Annotated in this window: 12 protein-coding genes and 1 pseudogene; 8 read left to right on the top strand and 5 right to left on the bottom strand. The window is 72.6% G+C overall.

Annotated features, from left to right (window positions below):
• Position 1 precedes the first annotated feature (1 nt).
• Positions 2–1795, bottom strand: a complete 1794-nt coding sequence (gene metG, locus EBM89_RS08635) for a methionine--tRNA ligase (RefSeq protein WP_122149040.1) — start codon at positions 1793–1795, stop codon at positions 2–4.
• 70 nt (positions 1796–1865) lie between these two features.
• A complete protein-coding gene (locus EBM89_RS08630; RefSeq protein ID WP_158609580.1) occupies positions 1866–3158 on the bottom strand; it encodes an MFS transporter in 1293 nt (430 codons plus the stop codon).
• 661 nt (positions 3159–3819) lie between these two features.
• On the opposite strand from EBM89_RS08630, the gene EBM89_RS08625 reads away from it, so the two are divergent.
• Both EBM89_RS08625 and EBM89_RS08620 read left to right on the top strand, forming a co-directional pair.
• Positions 3820–4722 (top strand): cytochrome P450, encoded by a 903-nt coding sequence (locus EBM89_RS08625; protein WP_147463494.1) that lies wholly within the window; start codon positions 3820–3822, stop codon positions 4720–4722.
• Positions 4723–4745: 23 nt separating this feature from the next.
• Complete coding sequence (locus EBM89_RS08620) at positions 4746–5615, top strand: GNAT family N-acetyltransferase (protein WP_122149037.1); 870 nt, start codon at positions 4746–4748, stop codon at positions 5613–5615.
• Between the two features lie 24 nt (positions 5616–5639).
• Here the strand turns inward: EBM89_RS08620 and cycA are convergent, their stop codons facing one another.
• From cycA to EBM89_RS08605, 3 genes are all read right to left on the bottom strand, one after another.
• Positions 5640–7106, bottom strand: coding sequence for a D-serine/D-alanine/glycine transporter (gene cycA, locus EBM89_RS08615; RefSeq protein WP_122149036.1), 1467 nt, complete (start codon positions 7104–7106; stop codon positions 5640–5642).
• A gap of 101 nt (positions 7107–7207) precedes the next feature.
• Positions 7208–7717, bottom strand: a complete 510-nt coding sequence (locus EBM89_RS20875; protein ID WP_147463493.1) for a hypothetical protein — start codon at positions 7715–7717, stop codon at positions 7208–7210.
• 125 nt (positions 7718–7842) lie between these two features.
• The gene (locus EBM89_RS08605) at positions 7843–9651 is read right to left on the bottom strand and encodes an ABC-F family ATP-binding cassette domain-containing protein (RefSeq protein WP_122149034.1); all 1809 of its coding nucleotides are present in this window, start codon (positions 9649–9651) and stop codon (positions 7843–7845) included.
• A 108-nt stretch (positions 9652–9759) separates the two neighbouring features.
• Between EBM89_RS08605 and EBM89_RS08600 the strand changes: the two genes are divergently transcribed.
• The 6 genes and pseudogenes from EBM89_RS08600 to EBM89_RS08575 form a co-directional block, all read left to right on the top strand.
• Complete coding sequence (locus EBM89_RS08600; protein ID WP_122149033.1) at positions 9760–10812, top strand: LacI family DNA-binding transcriptional regulator; 1053 nt, start codon at positions 9760–9762, stop codon at positions 10810–10812.
• Positions 10809–12083 carry an extracellular solute-binding protein gene (locus EBM89_RS08595; protein ID WP_122149032.1) on the top strand — a complete coding sequence of 425 codons (1275 nt, stop codon included), beginning with the start codon at positions 10809–10811 and terminating at the stop codon, positions 12081–12083. The genes EBM89_RS08600 and EBM89_RS08595 overlap by 4 nt, the downstream gene beginning before the upstream one ends.
• Positions 12080–13036, top strand: coding sequence for a carbohydrate ABC transporter permease (locus EBM89_RS08590; protein WP_158609582.1), 957 nt, complete (start codon positions 12080–12082; stop codon positions 13034–13036). The genes EBM89_RS08595 and EBM89_RS08590 overlap by 4 nt, the downstream gene beginning before the upstream one ends.
• Entirely contained in the window at positions 13033–13872 is an 840-nt protein-coding gene (locus EBM89_RS08585) for a carbohydrate ABC transporter permease (protein ID WP_122149030.1), read from the top strand. Before EBM89_RS08590 ends, EBM89_RS08585 begins: the two co-directional genes overlap by 4 nt.
• A 3-nt stretch (positions 13873–13875) precedes the next feature.
• Entirely contained in the window at positions 13876–14862 is a 987-nt protein-coding gene (locus EBM89_RS08580; protein WP_122149029.1) for a glycoside hydrolase family 130 protein, read from the top strand.
• A gap of 43 nt (positions 14863–14905) precedes the next feature.
• Positions 14906–15964, top strand: a pseudogene (locus EBM89_RS08575) (hypothetical protein); the annotation flags it as partial.

Raw genomic sequence — 15964 nt, 5'->3', positions numbered from 1 at the left:
GTCAGCCCTGGCGCAGGCGGTCGAGCTCGGTCTCCACCATGTCGTCGTCCAGCTTGGTGAACACCGGCGTCGGCTTCTCCACCGGGGTGCCCGGCACGATCGCGCGCGGCCGCCAGGCGGCGACGGTCTCGCCGAGGCGGTAGTCGCCGGTGATGACCGGGTACTGCCGGGACGCGTCGTCGAGGTCGGTGACCTCGTCGATACGGGGCAGCGGCGAGAACGTGCCCGTGCCGCCCAGCGCCTCGTGCACGGCCTGCGCCGAGTGCGGCAGGAACGGCGACAGCAGCGTGTTGCAGTCGCTGACGGCCTGCGCCGCGGTGTGCAGGACCGTGCCCAGGCGCTCCGGGTCGTTCTTGAGCTTCCACGGCTCGGTCTCGGAGATGTACCGGTTGGCCTCCTGCACCACCCGCATCGCCTCGCCGATGGCGGCGCGGTGCCGGTGGGTGCCGATGAGGTCGCCGACCCGGCCGAACGCCGTGGTCGTCGTCGCCAGCAGGTCCTCGTCGCGGGTCGTGCGCGGGCCGGGCTCCGGGATCGCGCCGACGTTCTTGTGGATCATGCTCGCGGTGCGGTTCACCAGGTTGCCCCAGCCCGCGACGAGCTCGTCGTTGGTGCGGCGCTTGAAGTCCGCCCAGGTGAAGTCGGCGTCCTGCGCCTCCGGCCCGGCCGTCGAGATGTAGTAGCGCAGCGCGTCCGGCTGGTAGCGGCTCAGCATGTCGCGGACGTAGATGACCACGCCGCGCGAGGACGAGAACTGCTTGCCCTCCATGGTGAGGAACTCCGAGGACACGACCTCGGTCGGCAGGTTGAGGTCGCCGTAGACGCCCGGGGTCCCGCCCTTCGACCCGCCACCCGCGTAGCCGAGGAGCTCCGCCGGCCAGATCTGCGAGTGGAAGGTGATGTTGTCCTTGCCCATGAAGTAGTAGGACAGGGACTCCGGGTCGTTCCAGAACCCGCGCCACGCCTCCGGGTCGCCCGAGCGGCGCGCCCACTCGATCGACGCGGACAGGTACCCGATGACGGCGTCGAACCACACGTACAGCCGCTTCGACGGGTTGTCCTCCCAGCCCTCCAGCGGGATCGGGATGCCCCAGTCGATGTCCCGGGACATCGCGCGCGGGCGCACGTCGTCGAGCAGGTTCAGCGAGAACTTCAGGACGTTCGGCCGCCACTCGGTGCGGGTGCGCAGCCAGTCGCCCAGCGCGTCCACGAACGCCGGCAGGTCCAGGAAGAAGTGGTTCGACTCCACGAACTTCGGGGTCTCGCCGTTGATCCGGCTGCGCGGGTTCTTCAGGTCGATCGCGTCGAGCTGGTTGCCGCAGTTGTCGCACTGGTCGCCGCGCGCGCCGTCGTAGCCGCAGATCGGGCAGGTGCCCTCGATGTAGCGGTCCGGCAGGGTGCGGCCCGTCGACGGGCTGATCGCGTTCATGGTCGTCTGCTCGACCATGTACCCGTTCTTGTGCACCGTCCGGAACATCTCCTGCACCACGGCGTAGTGGTTGCGGGTCGTGGTCCGGGTGAACAGGTCGTAGCTGAGGCCGAGCTGGGTGAGGTCCTCGACGATGACGCGGTTGTACCGGTCCGCGAGCTCCTGCGGGCTGACGCCCTCCTGCTCGGCCTGCACCAGGATCGGGGTCCCGTGCTCGTCCGTGCCGGACACCATGAGGACGTCGTGCCCCGCCATGCGCATGTAGCGGCTGAACACGTCGGAGGGGACACCGAAACCGGCGACGTGACCGATGTGGCGCGGACCGTTGGCGTAGGGCCAGGCGACGGCGCTGAGGATGCGGGACATGCGTCGATCCTAGTGAGCCGCGCGGGCGCGGTCGCGCGGCGCCCGCCGGGTAGGCCAGGCCGCGATCAGGTCAGCGGCGCTGCGGCCGCTCGTCCCGCTCCTCGTCAGGCAACGCGTGCCAGGACCGGATCGGCGACAGCACGACCGGCGCGGCGGCGGCGACCGCGAGGGCGGACCAGAGCCAGAGCGCGAGCGTCGGCGACGTCAGGTCCGCCACCGCCCCGCCGAGCAGCGCGGCCAGGGGCATCGAGCCGAGCGTCACGAACTGCATGTTCGACATCACCCTCCCGAGGAGGTGGCTCGGGGTGACGCGCGGGACGACGCCCGCCAGCGCGACGGACGCGCAGATGACCGCGAACGACCAGCCCGACGTCGAGACGGCGACAGCGACGACCGGGGTCATCCCGAGCAGAGGGGAGGCGGGCAGGAGGGCGACGGCGGCCGCACCGGCGACCGCCGAGCCGACCAGCGTCCGGGCGATGCCCGCACGCCGGACCAGCGGGACGGCTACCAGGGACGCCACGAACCCGCCGAGTGCCCCGACTGCCTGCGTCGCGACCAGCGTCGGGACGTCGATGCCGAGATCGTTCAGGGCGAACACCGTCTCCGCTCCGGCGCCGAACATGGCGGCGGCGTTGAGCGCCGCCGTCGTGAGCACGACCGCCCGGACGACCGGGTGCCGGGCCACGAAGGCCAGCCCCTCGCGCAGGTCGCGGACGAACCGGCCGCCCTGCTCCTGCCCGCCCCCGCCCGGCACCGCGCGCAGCGGGACGTTCCGGAGCGTCCACGCGGAGGCGAGGTAGGACGCCGAGGCGAGAACGAGCGACAGCGGCGCGGTGAGCACCCGGAGCGCCGCCGATGTCAGGACCGGCGACAGGATCGAGATGCCCGTGGCGACGGACTGGCGCCGGGCGTACGCCTCCGTGACCTGGTCCGGACGGACGAGTGCCGGGAGCACCGCTGCCGAGCTGTTCGTGTAGAAGACGTCCGCGACCCCGACGACCGCCGCCACGCCGACGACGGCGATGACCGAGAGCCGGTCGGTGACGAACAGCAGCGGGACTGCCAGCACCACGACCGCCCGGGCGAGGGCGGACCAGGCCATCACCCGCGTCCGTCGGCGGCGTTCGATCCACGCTCCGACCGGGACCGAGATGACGAGGAACGCGACCAGGGACGCGGCGTTGATCGCGCCCACGGCCGTCGCGCCGGCACCGAGCGTCGAGACGGCGATGATCGGCAGGACGCCCTTGACCACGCTGTCGCTCACGGCCTCGGCCGCGACGGACCCCAGGTACCACCGGAATGCAGGGAAGCGCAGCGCGCCATCGGGGCGGCCAGGCGTCACGTCCTCATCGCGCATCGCGGAAGAATAGCACTGATCGAAATGCGCAGAATGTCGAGAGTGTCTTCTGTGGTCCGCGCCGCACCGTACCGCAGTGCTGCGGATGCGGTGTTCCATCGTCGTGCCGGATTGGCCTCGGCAGGTCAGCCGAGGTGGTTTCGGGCGTCTTTCGCCGTCCGGGTCGGTTCGGTCCTGCGTGCGGCGCTCGTTGCGACGCCGCTGCTCGCGCCGTGGCTCCGCCGTGTCCGCCCGCTGCGGGCGGCTCGTTCCGCTCAGATCTCACGGCGTTGCTACAGATGCGTCGAACTTCTTGACCCATTCACTCGGACGTCTTTATGGTCGAGGGGTCGGGTTTTCTCGTGCGTGGGCTGTCTGCGCTCGCGTCGAGATCGGCGCCCGAAAATGTCCGATCTGTGCCTGGTGAACATTCCGTACCCCCGGATGTCCTGGAGTCGAAGGAGGTGTCCACGTGCTCGCACGACTGCGCAACCGCAAGCCGCTCCGTCGCATGAAGTGGAAGAAGTACATCGTCTGACCGCACGGGCGCGGGGTCGGGAGATCCTGGCCCCGCGCCCGTCTACCGGAGGTAGTCGTGCAGCCACCCCCTGAGCACATCCGACGCCTCGCGCTGGCGTGCGCCGAGGACGGGCGCGTCTTCCGAGGCGACAGTCGTACCCTCGTGATCGCCGACGCCGAGATCGCCCGGGACGTGCTGGAAGCACCGGGGTTCCTCCTCAAGGCCCCTGCTGTGCTCCGCGATCCCAGGCCCTCCAGCGCGCGTCGCGACTTCCACGAGATCGTGAGGTCGATCGCTCCCGCGTGCCGGGACCGTGCCGCCGGGCTCGACGTCCGCGCGCTCGCCGTGGGGCGCTGGCCCGCACACGGGGTCTCGGCCTTCCGCCACCAGGTGATGCAACCCGCGATCGAGGAGGTCCTCGCGGACGACGTCCGCGATCGTGTGCGTCGGTTGGTGGCGGTCCGTGACCGCGTGAGTCGTGTGCCCGGGGCGACCACGCTGATGGACGTCCTCGGGCAGGGTCGGGCAACGACGTCGTCCGACATGGAGCTGGTCCGGGCGGTCATCGGTACCGGCCGGCCGCTGGGACATGCCCTCGCCAGCACCGTGTACCTGATGCTGCATCATCGGGACCGCGCCCGAGCCGCCACGGTCGAGCACCTCGTCCGCGAGTCTCTTCGGCTGGCCCCGCCGGCCTGGCTCGTCGTCCGTGAGATCGCGGAAGCCGATGCGGCACCGGATTCCCTCGGTGGTGACGCCCTCCGGGGGGTGCGCTCGATCGCGGTGTGCGTCTATCTCGCGCAGCGTGATCCCGCGGTGTGGAGCGCGCCGGACGTCTGGGACCCGAGCCGCTGGGACGGGCGCACCCGCAACACCCTGGGCTTCCTGCCGTTCGGGGCCGGCGAGGAGCGGTGCTTCGGACGAGGTCTCTCGTACGACCTCCTGGTGCAGGTCGTCGGCGCGCTGCGCGAGCGTCTCGACCAGCTCACGATCACGCGCGAGTCGGCGCTGCGACCGGGGCCGTTGTTCGGGCTCGCGGACTTCGACACCGCTCTGCGCCGGTGATCGGGCCGCACGGACCCGCCCCGGTGGAGATCGGTCCGGTCGGGCACCGCGCGCGCGAGGCGTGGGCCTTCAGCGCCCAGCTGCACGGTGGAGCCGTCGACGACGAGGTGTGGGCGATGCATCGCCGGGGAATGTGCACCGCGACGTCGTTGCTCGCCCGGAGCGCCGGTGCCGTGGTCGGGACGATCCTGGCCTACCCGAGCGCAGTCGTCGCGACCAAGCGGGACCTCGTGGGGACGCTCCTCACCGGACTCGCGGTGGCCCCGTGCTGGCGGGGGCGCGGACTCGCCTCGCTCCTCGTGCGCACGGTGACGGACGCCTGCGCTCGAGACGGAGGCGACGTGACATTCGGCTGGTTCGGCTCCAGGTCGCTCGCGGAGCGGGCCGGGTACGGGCACGCCGCATCCTACGTCGGTGGCCGTGTCGCGGTGGTCGGCGGTTCCACCTCGCACGGGCCCGCATCCCTCCGCGTCTGCCCGTACGTGCCGGGCGCCGGCCCGGTGGGAGGTGTCGGGCGGGATCGCTGGCTCGCTGTACCCACCGAAGCCTCGGAGTCCGCACAGTTCTTCGACTACGGCGGGCTCAGCCCGCTCCTGCTCCGGGTGGTGCGGCGAGCGGGAGCCCGCTACCCGTACGCGATCCTCTCGACGTCGGAGCGACGACGGGAGGACGTCATCGAGGTGGTTCGCGGCGGGAGCCCCGAAGCGCGGCTCGATCTGATCCGGGAGACGGTCCGGCACCTCGGGGTCCGGCGGGTCGGCCACCTTCCTCGGGACGAGGCCGACGCTCTCGGCGGGTTCGAGGCCGAGCACGCGGTCGAGCTGTTCGTGCGCGTCCACTCGCGCCGTGCAACGTCCCTCGTCAGGTTGTCTCCGGAGGTCGACCTGGCGTGACCCGACGAGGTGACCGGACGCCGGTCAGCGGCGGGCGGTGTCGAGTGCGTGCGCCCGGTCCGGTCCACCGCTGACGTCGGGGGCCGCGCGTCCCGGCACGACCCCGCGCCGCCGCAGCACCGCCCACGCCGCGCCGAGCACCGCGAACCACACCGGCAGCACCAGCAGCGCCACGCGCGTCTCGGGCTCGAGCGCGAGCACCACCACCATCGAGGCGAAGAACGCCAGCACCACCACGGCCATCACGCGCCCGCCCGGCATCGGGAACCGGGACGCGGCGTGCAGCTCGGGCGACCGGCGGCGGTACGCCAGGTAGGACAGCAGGATGACGGTCCACACGACGAGGAACAGCAGCGTCGCCACCGTGGTGACGAGCGTGAACGCCTCGATCACCGAGCGCCCCGCGTACAGCAGGGCGACGCCGGGCAGCAGGCACGCGCAGGAGAACACCAGCCCGCGCGACGGCACGTGCCGCGACGACAGCCGCGCGAACGGCGCGGGGGCCTCGCGGTCCTCGGCCAGGCCGTAGAGCATCCGCGACGTCGAGAAGATGCCGCTGTTGGCCGAGGACGCCGCCGAGGTCAGGACGACGAGGTTGATGACGCCCGCGGCGGCGGGCAGCCCGGCCAGGGCGAACATCGCGACGAACGGGCTCTCCGCCGGGTCGATGCTGCGCCACGGGGTGACCGCCATGATGACCACGAGCGCGCCCAGGTAGAACAGCAGCACCCGCACCGGGATCGCGTTGATCGCGCGCGGCAGCGTCGTCTCGGGGTCGCGGGTCTCGGCGGCGGTGGTGCCGACGAGCTCGATGCCGACGAACGCGAAGATCGCGATCTGGAACCCCGCGAGGAACCCGGTCAGCCCGTGCGGGAAGAAGCCGCCGTCGGCGTACAGGTGCGTCAGCGACGCGGTCGCGCCGTCCGCGCCCTGGAAGGCGGTCGCGATCATGACGACGCCCGTGACGATCAGCGCGACGATCGCCACGATCTTCACGATGGCGAACCAGAACTCCAGCTCGCCGAACAGGCGCACCGCGACGAGGTTCAGCGCCAGCAGCAGGACGACCAGGCCGAGCGCGGGCAGCCACCGCGGCAGGTCCGGCGCCCAGAACGCCACGTATCCCGACACGGCGACGACGTCGGCGATGCCGGTGACGATCCAGCAGAACCAGTACGTCCACCCGGTGACGAACCCGGCCCAGGGCCCGAGGATGTCGGCCGCCATGTCCCGGAACGACTTGTACTCCAGGTTGGACAGCAGCATCTCGCCCATGGCGCGCATGACGAAGAACAGCATGAACCCGATCACGGCGTACACCAGCAGCACCGACGGGCCGGCCAGCGAGATCGTGCGACCCGAGCCGAGGAACAGCCCGGTCCCGATGGCCCCGCCGATGGCGATGAGCTGGATGTGCCGGTTGCTCAGTCCGCGCTGCAGGTGGTCGTCCTGCGCGCCGGCCGGGGGCTCGGGGGTGGTGCGGTCAGGCACGTGCGTCCTCTCGGATCCGGGTCGGGGTGGCCCGGACCGTACCCCCGTCCGGGTGGTCCGCGGGTCAGCGTCCGTAGGGCGGGAGCGGCTTCTCCGCGAGATCACGGATCCACTGCGGTGTCTCCTCGCCGAGGCTCTCGTCGACCGCCACGCGTGCCGCCGCCATCGCCTGCTGCACCTCGGGCGTCCGCAGGATCGCCGCGCGCCGTCTCCTGCGCTCCTGGATCTCCAGGTCGTACTTGTCCACCGGGAACCTCTTCCTCGTCCTCGTCGCCTCCGGTCGGACCCCCGAGGCCATCTTCGAGGGTGGGGTGGGCCGTGGCCAGCCCCACGTCGTTCATGGCCTGGATCAGCTTCCGCTCGTCGTCCCCGGCCAGGGCGCTGCGGGTCAGGTGGTGCACGGCGGCGTAACCCCGCCGCACCAGGTCCTCGTCGTCGGGGAAGGTCAGCTCCAGGGCCCACCGGGCCCGCTGCCACCACTGCTCCCGCTGGTCCGCCCGGTCGCGCTGCCGCACTGTCGCCACGCCCACGACCAGCGCGACGAGCGCTGCCGCGCCCGTGGCCACGGGCCCGAGCAGCGACAGCGTGGCGAGCCAGCCGGTCTGGGTCATGCCGCGACGCTAGGCCGAGCCGCGTCGGGCTGGCAGCGACCCCGGGTCCGGCCTGGGGACCGTGCACGCCCCACCCGCCTGTGGACGGCTCGCCGCCCGCGGGGTCAGGGGGTTCCCCGCAGGGGTCAGCCCTCGACGGCCTCCGCCAGCGCCATCCACCGCTCCTCGACCTCGGCGACCTCGGCCTCGCGCGCGTGCTTCTCCTCGCCGAGGGCGGTGAGGCCGCCGTAGTCGGCGGGGTCGTGCTCGGCCATCTTCGTGTCGAGCGCCTCGATCTGCCCGGTGATCTTGGCGATCTTCCGCTCGAGGGCGCCGAGCTCCTTCTTGGCGGCGCGCAGCTCGGCGCCGTCGAGCCCGGTCCCGGCCGCGCCAGCACCGCTCCCGGTGGCCTCGGTCGGCGATCCGGTCGTGACGGCGCCGCCGGTGGCCTTCTGCCGCTCGCGCAGCCGCAGGTACTCGTCCACGCCGCCGGGCACGTGCCGCAGGTGCCCGTCGAGGACGGCGTACTGCTGGTCGGTCACGCGCTCCAGCAGATAGCGGTCGTGGGAGACGACGAGCAGGGTGCCGGGCCAGGTGTCGAGCAGGTCCTCCATGGCGGCGAGCATGTCGGTGTCGAGGTCGTTGGACGGCTCGTCGAGGACGAGGACGTTCGGCTCGTCGAGGAGGATGAGCAGCAGCTGGAGGCGGCGGCGCTGCCCGCCGGAGAGGTCCTTGACGGGGGTCTGCAGCTGCACGGCGGTGAAGCCGAGGCGCTCGAGCAGCTGGCCGGGGGTCATCTCCTTGCCGCCGGCGACGTAGGACGTGCGGTAGCGGGCGATGACGTCGGTGACGCGCTGGTCCGCGATGTCCGCGAGCTCGGCCAGCTCCTGGGTCAGCGTCGCGACCCGGATCGTCTTGCCGCGCTTGACCCGCCCGGTGGTGGCGGTGACCTCGCCGGTGACGAGGCCGAGCAGGGTGGACTTCCCGGCGCCGTTCACGCCGAGGATCCCGGTGCGCTCGCCGGGGGCGATGCGCCAGGTGACGCCGTGCAGCACCTGGTGGTCGCCGTAGGACACGGAGACGTCCTCGATGTCCACGACGTCTTTGCCGAGGCGCGCGGTGGCCATCTGGGAGAGCTCGACGCTGTTGCGCGGCGGCGGCACGTCCTCGATGAGCTGGTTCGCGGCCTCGATGCGGAACTTCGGCTTGGAGGTGCGGGCCGGGGCGCCGCGCCGCAGCCAGGCGAGCTCCTTGCGCATGAGGTTCTGCCGCTTGGCCTCGGTGGCGGCGGCCATCCGGTCGCGCTCGACGCGCTGCAGGACGTACGCGGCGTACCCGCCCTCGAAGGGCTCGACGATGCCGTCGTGCACCTCCCAGGTCGCGGTGCAGACCTCGTCGAGGAACCACCGGTCGTGGGTGACGACCAGCAGCCCGCCGGCGTTCGCGGACCAGCGGCGCTGCAGGTGCCGGGCGAGCCAGGTGACGGCCTCGACGTCGAGGTGGTTGGTGGGCTCGTCGAGCATGAGGACGTCGTCGTCCCCGGCGAGCAGCGCGGCGAGCGCGACGCGACGGCGCTGCCCGCCGGAGAGGTCGGCGACGGACTTGTCCCACGGCAGGTCGCCGACGAGCCCCGCGACGACGTCCCGGACCTTCGGGTCGCCCGCCCACTCGTGCTCGGCGCGGTCGCCGACGACCGCGGTGCCGACGGTCAGCGACGGGTCGAGGGTGTCGGACTGGTCGAGCACGCCGATGCGGACGCCGCCGCGCACGGTGACCCGGCCGCCGTCGGGGGTGAGGCGCCCGGCCAGGAGCGCGAGCAGCGAGGACTTGCCGTCGCCGTTGCGACCCACGATGCCGACCCGGTCGCCCTCGTTGAGGCCCACGGTCACCCCGCCGAAGACGGTCTTGGTGGGGAAGGACAGGTGCAGCGACTCGCCGCCGAGCAGGTGGGCCATCCCACCAGCGTAGGCGGCGGCAGGCCCGCGACCGGACGTCGTCAAACCGGTTGGCCGGATCGTCAAACCGCTTTTACGGTCGCAGGACATCAGCACGAGGGAGTGAGGATGAGCCGACCGACGATCTCCGACGTCGCCCGCGCCGCGGGGGTGACCAAGGCCACCGTGTCCCACGCGTACAGCGGCCACCGCCCCATCTCGGCGGCGACGAAGGCGCGCGTCTTCGCGGCGGCCGACGCGCTGCGCTGGGTGCCGAGCAGCAGCGCCCGGGCGCTCGCGGCCCGCCGCGCCAACGCGATCGGGGTCGTGCTGCGCCGCGACCCGGCGATCCTGGCGTCGGACACCTTCTTCCCGGCGTTCATCGCGGGCGTCGAGCAGACCCTCGCGGAGCGCGAGGTGGCGCTCGTGCTGCAGGTGGTGGGCAGCCGGGGCGCGGAGGAGCGGGCTTACCAGGCGATGGCCGCCGGGCGCGCCGACGGGGTGGTCGTCCTGGACCTGCACCGCGCCGACTGGCGGGTGCCGTTCCTGGCCGGGCTCGGGCTGCCCGCCGTGCTGCTCGGCGCGTACGAGGGCGAGACCCGGCTGTCGTGCGTGCGCACCGACGACGCCGCCCCGGTGCGGGACCTGGTCGCGCACCTGCGTGAGCGCGGGCACACCCGGATCGCGCACGTCGCCGGGCCGCTCGACTACGTGCACTCGTACGCCCGGGCCCGCGCGTACGTGCGGGCCGTGGGCTCGAGGGCGCTGCTGCGCGAGGGCGACTTCACGGCGGGCAGCGGACGGGCCCTGACCGCGGACCTGCTGGCGCTGCGGGACCGGCCCACGGCGATCCTGTTCGCGAACGACACCATGGCGATCGCGGGCACCTCGTACGCCCAGAGCCGCGGGCTGCGCGTGCCCGAGGACCTGGCGGTCGCCGGGTTCGACGACGACCACCTGTCGGCGCACCTGAGCCCGCCGCTGACGTCCGTGTCCACCGACCCGGCCCGGCGCGGCCGGGTCGCCACCGCGCGGCTGCTCGCGGACGTCGCCGGGGACGACCCGCGCGACGTCGCCGTCGACTGCACCGCCCTGCGGCTGCGGGCCAGCACCGACGCCCCCGCACCCGCGACCGCACGACGCACCACCCCCGCCCCCGAGCTCGAGGAGGAGTTCCGATGAGGTACACCCGCACCGCCGCCCTGGTGGGCGCCGTCGCCCTCGCCACCACCGCGTGCTCGGGAGGTGGCGACTCCGGCGGCGGCGAGGCCGGCGCCGCGACCGGGCCGATCACCGTCTGGCTGTCCAACAACGAGCAGGAGGTGGGCTGGGGCCAGGACGTCGTGGACGCCTGGAACGCCGAGCACCCCGACGAGCAGGTGACCGCGCAGGAGATCCCCGCGGGGTCGTCGTCCGAGGAGGCCATCACCGCCGCGATCACCGCGGGCACGGCGCCCTGCCTGGTCTACAACATCTCCAGCGCCGCGGTGCCCGGCTGGGTGCGGCAGGGCGGCCTGGTCGACCTGGCGACGTTCGACGGCGGAGCCGACTACCTGGCCGAGCGCGGCGGGGACGCGGTCGAGCAGTACCAGACCGACGGCGGCTCCTACCAGCTGCCCTGGAAGTCGAACCCGGTGATGGTCATGTACAACAAGGCGTTGTTCGCGCAGGCCGGGCTGGACCCGGAGGACCCGGGGATGGCGACGTTCGACGACTTCCTCGCGGGCGCGCAGCAGATCGTGGACTCCGGGGCGGCGCCGAGCGCGATCTGGCCGTCGCCGACCAACGACTTCTACCAGCCGTGGTTCGACTTCTACCCGACCTACCTGGCCGAGACCGACGGCACGCTGCTGGTCGAGGACGGGAAGGCGACGTTCGACGACGAGGCGGGCAAGGCGGTCGCAGACTTCTGGGCGTCGATCTACTCCCAGGGCCTCGCCCCGCAGGAGGAGTCGACGGACGACGCCATGGCGACCGGGCAGACCGCGATGCAGATGGCGGGCCCGTGGGCCATCGCGTCCTACGGCGACAGCGTGGACGTCGGCTTCATGCCCGTGCCGACCTCGGACGGCCGCGCCGACGTGACGACGTTCGCGGACTCGAAGAACGTCTCGATGTTCACGGCGTGCGAGAACCAGGGCACCGCGTGGGAGTTCCTCAAGTTCTCGACCAGCGAGCAGAACGACGGCGCGCTGCTGGAGGCCACCGGCCAGATGCCGCTGCGCCAGGACCTCGCGACGACGTACCCGGACTACTTCGCGGCGAACCCGGACTACGAGGTGTTCGCCGACCAGGCCGGCCGCACCGGTGACGTGCCGAGCATCCCGAGCTCGATCGAGGCGTGGCAGGCGTTCCGCGAGGCGTACTCGTCCGCGGTGATCTTCGGCAGCACGACCACCGACGAGTTCCTGTCCACCGCCGCGCAGCAGATCGACGACCTGGTCGGGGGCTGACGGTGACCGCCGTCAGCACCGGCACCCCGGGCCGGGAGCGGGGCCGCACCCCGGCTCCCGCCCCGGCCCGGCGGGGTCGCCGCCGCTGGTGGGGCGGGCAGCCGGTCGGCACCCTGCTCGCCGCGCCGTACCTGGTGTTCGTGCTCGTCGTGTTCGCCTACCCGCTCGGGTTCGCGGGGTACATGTCGCTGCACGACTACTTCTTCACCGCGCCCGGGGTGGACGTGCCGAAGCCGTTCGTGGGGTTCGACAACTTCGCGGCCGTGCTGACCGACCCGCAGGTGCTGCGCTCGTTTCGGAACACCGCGGTGTTCCTGGTCATCAACGTGCCGCTGACGGTGGTGCTCGCGCTCGTGCTGGCGTCGGCGCTGAACGCCGGGATCCGGTGGGCGTCGGTCTACCGGGTGGCGTACTACGTGCCGTACCTGACGGCGAGCGTCTCGCTGGTCGGCGTGTGGATGCTGCTGTTCTCGTCGAACGGCCTGGTGAACGCGGTCCTCGGGCCGCTGGCGCCCGACCCGTCGTGGCTGGTGAACAAGGGCCTGGCGATGCCGACCATCGCGCTGTACGTGACGTGGAAGCAGCTCGGCTTCTACGTCCTGCTGTACCTCGCGGCGCTGCAGAACGTCCCGCGCGAGCTGCACGAGTCCGCCGAGACCGACGGCGCCAACGGGTTCCAGCGGTTCCTCAACGTGACGGTGCCCGGGGTGCGCGGGGCGACGACGCTCGTGCTGGTCCTGGCGATCATCACCGGCACCAACCTGTTCACGGAGCCGTACCTGCTGACCAGCGGTGGCGGCCCCGACGGGGCGTCCGTGACGCCCGTGCTGCTCATCTACCAGCGTGGCATCCAGCAGCAGAACCCCGACACGGCGGCGGCGATCGGCATGCTGCTCGTCATCGTCGTGGGCCTGCTGTCCCTGGCCGCCCAGCGCCTGAACCGGGAGCGATGATGCGACGACGACGCGGCGGCACCCTGGTCCGCCACCTGCTGCTCGCGGGCGCGGCCCTGGTGTTCGCGTTCCCGTTCTTCTTCATGGTGGTCGGGGCGTTCCAGGAGAACCCCACCAACACCCCCGACCGGCTGCTGCCGACCGACGGGTGGACGACGGAGAACTTCACGCGGATCGACTCGCGGATCGACCTGGTCGGCTCGCTGGTCAACTCGCTGATCATGACCGCGGGCGTCCTGCTCGGCACCGTCGTGCTCGGCACGCTCGCCGGGTACGCGGTCGCGCGGCTGCGGTTCCCGGGGCGGCGGCTCACCTGGGGGCTCATGCTGCTGGTGCAGATGGTGCCGTTCCAGCTGCTGATGATCCCGCTCTACGTCCAGATCACCCGCGGCTACGGGCTCGGGGACACGTACCTCGGCATGATCCTGCCGTTCGCGATCAACACCACGGCGGTGTTCATCTTCGCCCAGTTCTTCCGGGCGCTGCCGCAGGAGATGTTCGAGGCGGCGCGGATCGACGGGGCGGGCGAGCTGCGCATCCTGCGGTCGATCGCGCTGCCGCTGGTGCGGCCCGCGCTCGCCACCGTCGTGCTGGTGACGTTCATCGGCCCGTGGAACGAGTTCCTGTGGCCGTTCCTCATCACCAAGGACGCGTCGCTGCAGCCGCTCGCCGTGTCCCTCGCGAACTACATCTCCAACGTGGCCCAGTCCACCGCCAACCCGAACGGCGCGATCCTCGCGGGCGCCTGCGCGCTCGCGTTCCCGGTGGTCGTCCTGTTCTGCCTGTTCCAGCGGTACTTCCGCGCCACCGACCTCGGCTCCGCCGTGAAGGGCTGACCCATGCCAGCGACCACCCTGTTCACCGACGCCGCGTTCCCGCTCGGCCCGTTCGTGCCCTACGCGGGCAACCCGATCCTGCGCCCGCGCGGCGGGTCGTGGGAGTCCGCCAACCTCTACAACCCCGCGGCGCTCGTCGTCGACGACGAGGTCGTGCTGCTGTACCGGGCGCACGCCGACGACATCGTGTCGCACATCGGCCTGGCGCGGAGCAGCGACGGCTACCACTTCGAGCGCGAGGCCGAGCCGATCTTCTCCCCGCAGGAGGACTACGAGCGGTACGGCGTGGAGGACCCGCGCATCGCCTGCATCGACGGGACCTACTACCTGACGTACACGGGCTGGGACCGGAAGGCGGCGCGGCTGTGCCTGGCGACGTCGACCGACCTGCGCACCTGGACCCGGCACGGCCCGCTGTTCCCCGGGTTCGACACCTTCGCCACCGTCGACCCGCGCGGCCACGAGTGGTCCAAGGCCGGGGTCATCGTCCCCGTGCCGATGCAGGGCCGGTGGTGGATGTACTTCGGCGAGGGCGGCTTGTACTGGGCGACCAGCGACGACCTGATCCACTGGACGCCCGGCACGCCCGACACCGAGCCGATGTACGCGCCGACCCCCGGGTCGTTCGACGCGGACCTGGTCGAGATCGGCACGTCGCCCGTGCTCACGGCGAACGGCCTGCTGGTCATGCTCACCAACGGCGCGACGCGCACCGTGCACGACGACGGCACGGTCGACGTCGACTACCGGTGCGGGCAGATCGCGATCGACCCCGACGAGCCGACCCGGGTGCTCGCCCGGCTGCAGGAGCCGTGGCTGCGGCCGCAGACCTTCGAGGACCTCAACGGCCTGGTGTCCAACGTGACGTTCGTCGAGGGGCTGGTCCAGTTCCACGGGACGTGGTTCGCCTACTACGGCCAGTCCGACACCACCCTCGCGGTCGCGGTCCACGACCCCGCCCGCCCCTGGGGCAGCACGCTGCGCCCCTGAGCCCCGCGCACCACCCCGGACGGACAACCCGGAGGACGAGACGATGACGACTCGACGCACCTTCCTGACCGCCTGCGCCGCCGTGCCCGCCGCCCTCGTGGCGACCGGGTCCGGGGCCGGTGCGGCGACCCTGCCCCGGCCCGCCGGCGGGGGAGGGGGCGGAGGAGGCGGCACCCCCGCGCCGCTCACCAACCTCGCGCACCTGCGGTTCCTGCTGGACACCGTGCCGCTGCCCGCCGTCGCGACGCACACCACCCACCGGCTCGCGCAGGAGCCCACCGCCCTGGCCCCGTGGACCTACGCCGACGCGGACGCCGCCGCGCCCGGCGGGTTCCGGCGGGTCGGCGGCGGCACCCTCGACCCCGCCACCGGGCACTGGTCGCAGGGCGCGTACAACACCGACGACATCGCCCGGTGCGCGGTCGTCCTGCTGCGGCACTGGCGGTCCACCGGGGACGCCACCAGCCGGGAGCAGGCGTACCAGACGCTCCGTGCCCTGACCTACCTGCAGGTCGACTCGGGCCCGGACGCCGGGCGGGTCGTGCTGTGGCAGCAGCCCGACGGCGCGCTGAACCGCAGCGCCGAGCCCGTCGAGCTGCCCGACCCGTCCGACTCCGCCGAGTCGTACTGGTTGGCCCGTACGGTGTGGGCGCTCGGCGAGGGGTACGCGGCCTTCGCCGCCGAGGGGCAGCGGTCGGCCGCCTTCGCGCAGTTCCTCGTGGACCGGCTGCACCTCGCCGTCGGGGCGCTGGAGCGCGAGTCGCTGTCCCGGTACGGGCAGCGGGTGCGCAGCGACGGGGTCGACCTGCCCGCGTGGCTGATCGCCGGGGGCGCGGACGCCACCGCCGAGGCCGTCCTCGGGCTCGTCGCCGCCGTGCGCGTCCGGCCCCGCGACCACCGGCTGACCCGTGCCCTCGACCGGTACGCGGAGGGCGTCGCCGCGATGGGCAGCACCGAGGTGCGGCGCTGGCCGTTCGGGGCGGTGCTGCCGTGGACCGGGTCGATCGGGTTCTGGCACGCGTGGGGCGCGGCCGCCCCCGAGGCGCTCGCGGCCGCCGGGGCGCTGCGCCGCCAGCGGTCCTGGCGCCGGGTCGCGCTCGCC

This window comes from Cellulomonas triticagri, assembly GCF_003696205.1.
GTDB classification, from domain to species: domain Bacteria; phylum Actinomycetota; class Actinomycetes; order Actinomycetales; family Cellulomonadaceae; genus Cellulomonas; species Cellulomonas triticagri.
Note: the sequence above shows the minus strand (reverse complement) of the source record. Positions and strands in the feature narration are given on the sequence as shown.

What these genes read in the sequence shown, in the direction of transcription:
- EBM89_RS08595 (WP_122149032.1), top strand. Translation starts at nt 10,809, where the DNA reads ATGAGGTACACCCGCACCGCCGCCCTGGTGGGCGCCGTCGCCCTCGCC.
- EBM89_RS08585 (WP_122149030.1), top strand. Translation starts at nt 13,033, where the DNA reads ATGATGCGACGACGACGCGGCGGCACCCTGGTCCGCCACCTGCTGCTC.
- EBM89_RS20875 (WP_147463493.1), bottom strand. Translation starts at nt 7,717, where the DNA reads ATGACCCAGACCGGCTGGCTCGCCACGCTGTCGCTGCTCGGGCCCGTG.
- EBM89_RS08580 (WP_122149029.1), top strand. Translation starts at nt 13,876, where the DNA reads ATGCCAGCGACCACCCTGTTCACCGACGCCGCGTTCCCGCTCGGCCCG.
- EBM89_RS08600 (WP_122149033.1), top strand. Translation starts at nt 9,760, where the DNA reads ATGAGCCGACCGACGATCTCCGACGTCGCCCGCGCCGCGGGGGTGACC.
- EBM89_RS08630 (WP_158609580.1), bottom strand. Translation starts at nt 3,158, where the DNA reads ATGCGCGATGAGGACGTGACGCCTGGCCGCCCCGATGGCGCGCTGCGC.
- metG (WP_122149040.1), bottom strand. Translation starts at nt 1,795, where the DNA reads ATGTCCCGCATCCTCAGCGCCGTCGCCTGGCCCTACGCCAACGGTCCG.
- EBM89_RS08605 (WP_122149034.1), bottom strand. Translation starts at nt 9,651, where the DNA reads ATGGCCCACCTGCTCGGCGGCGAGTCGCTGCACCTGTCCTTCCCCACC.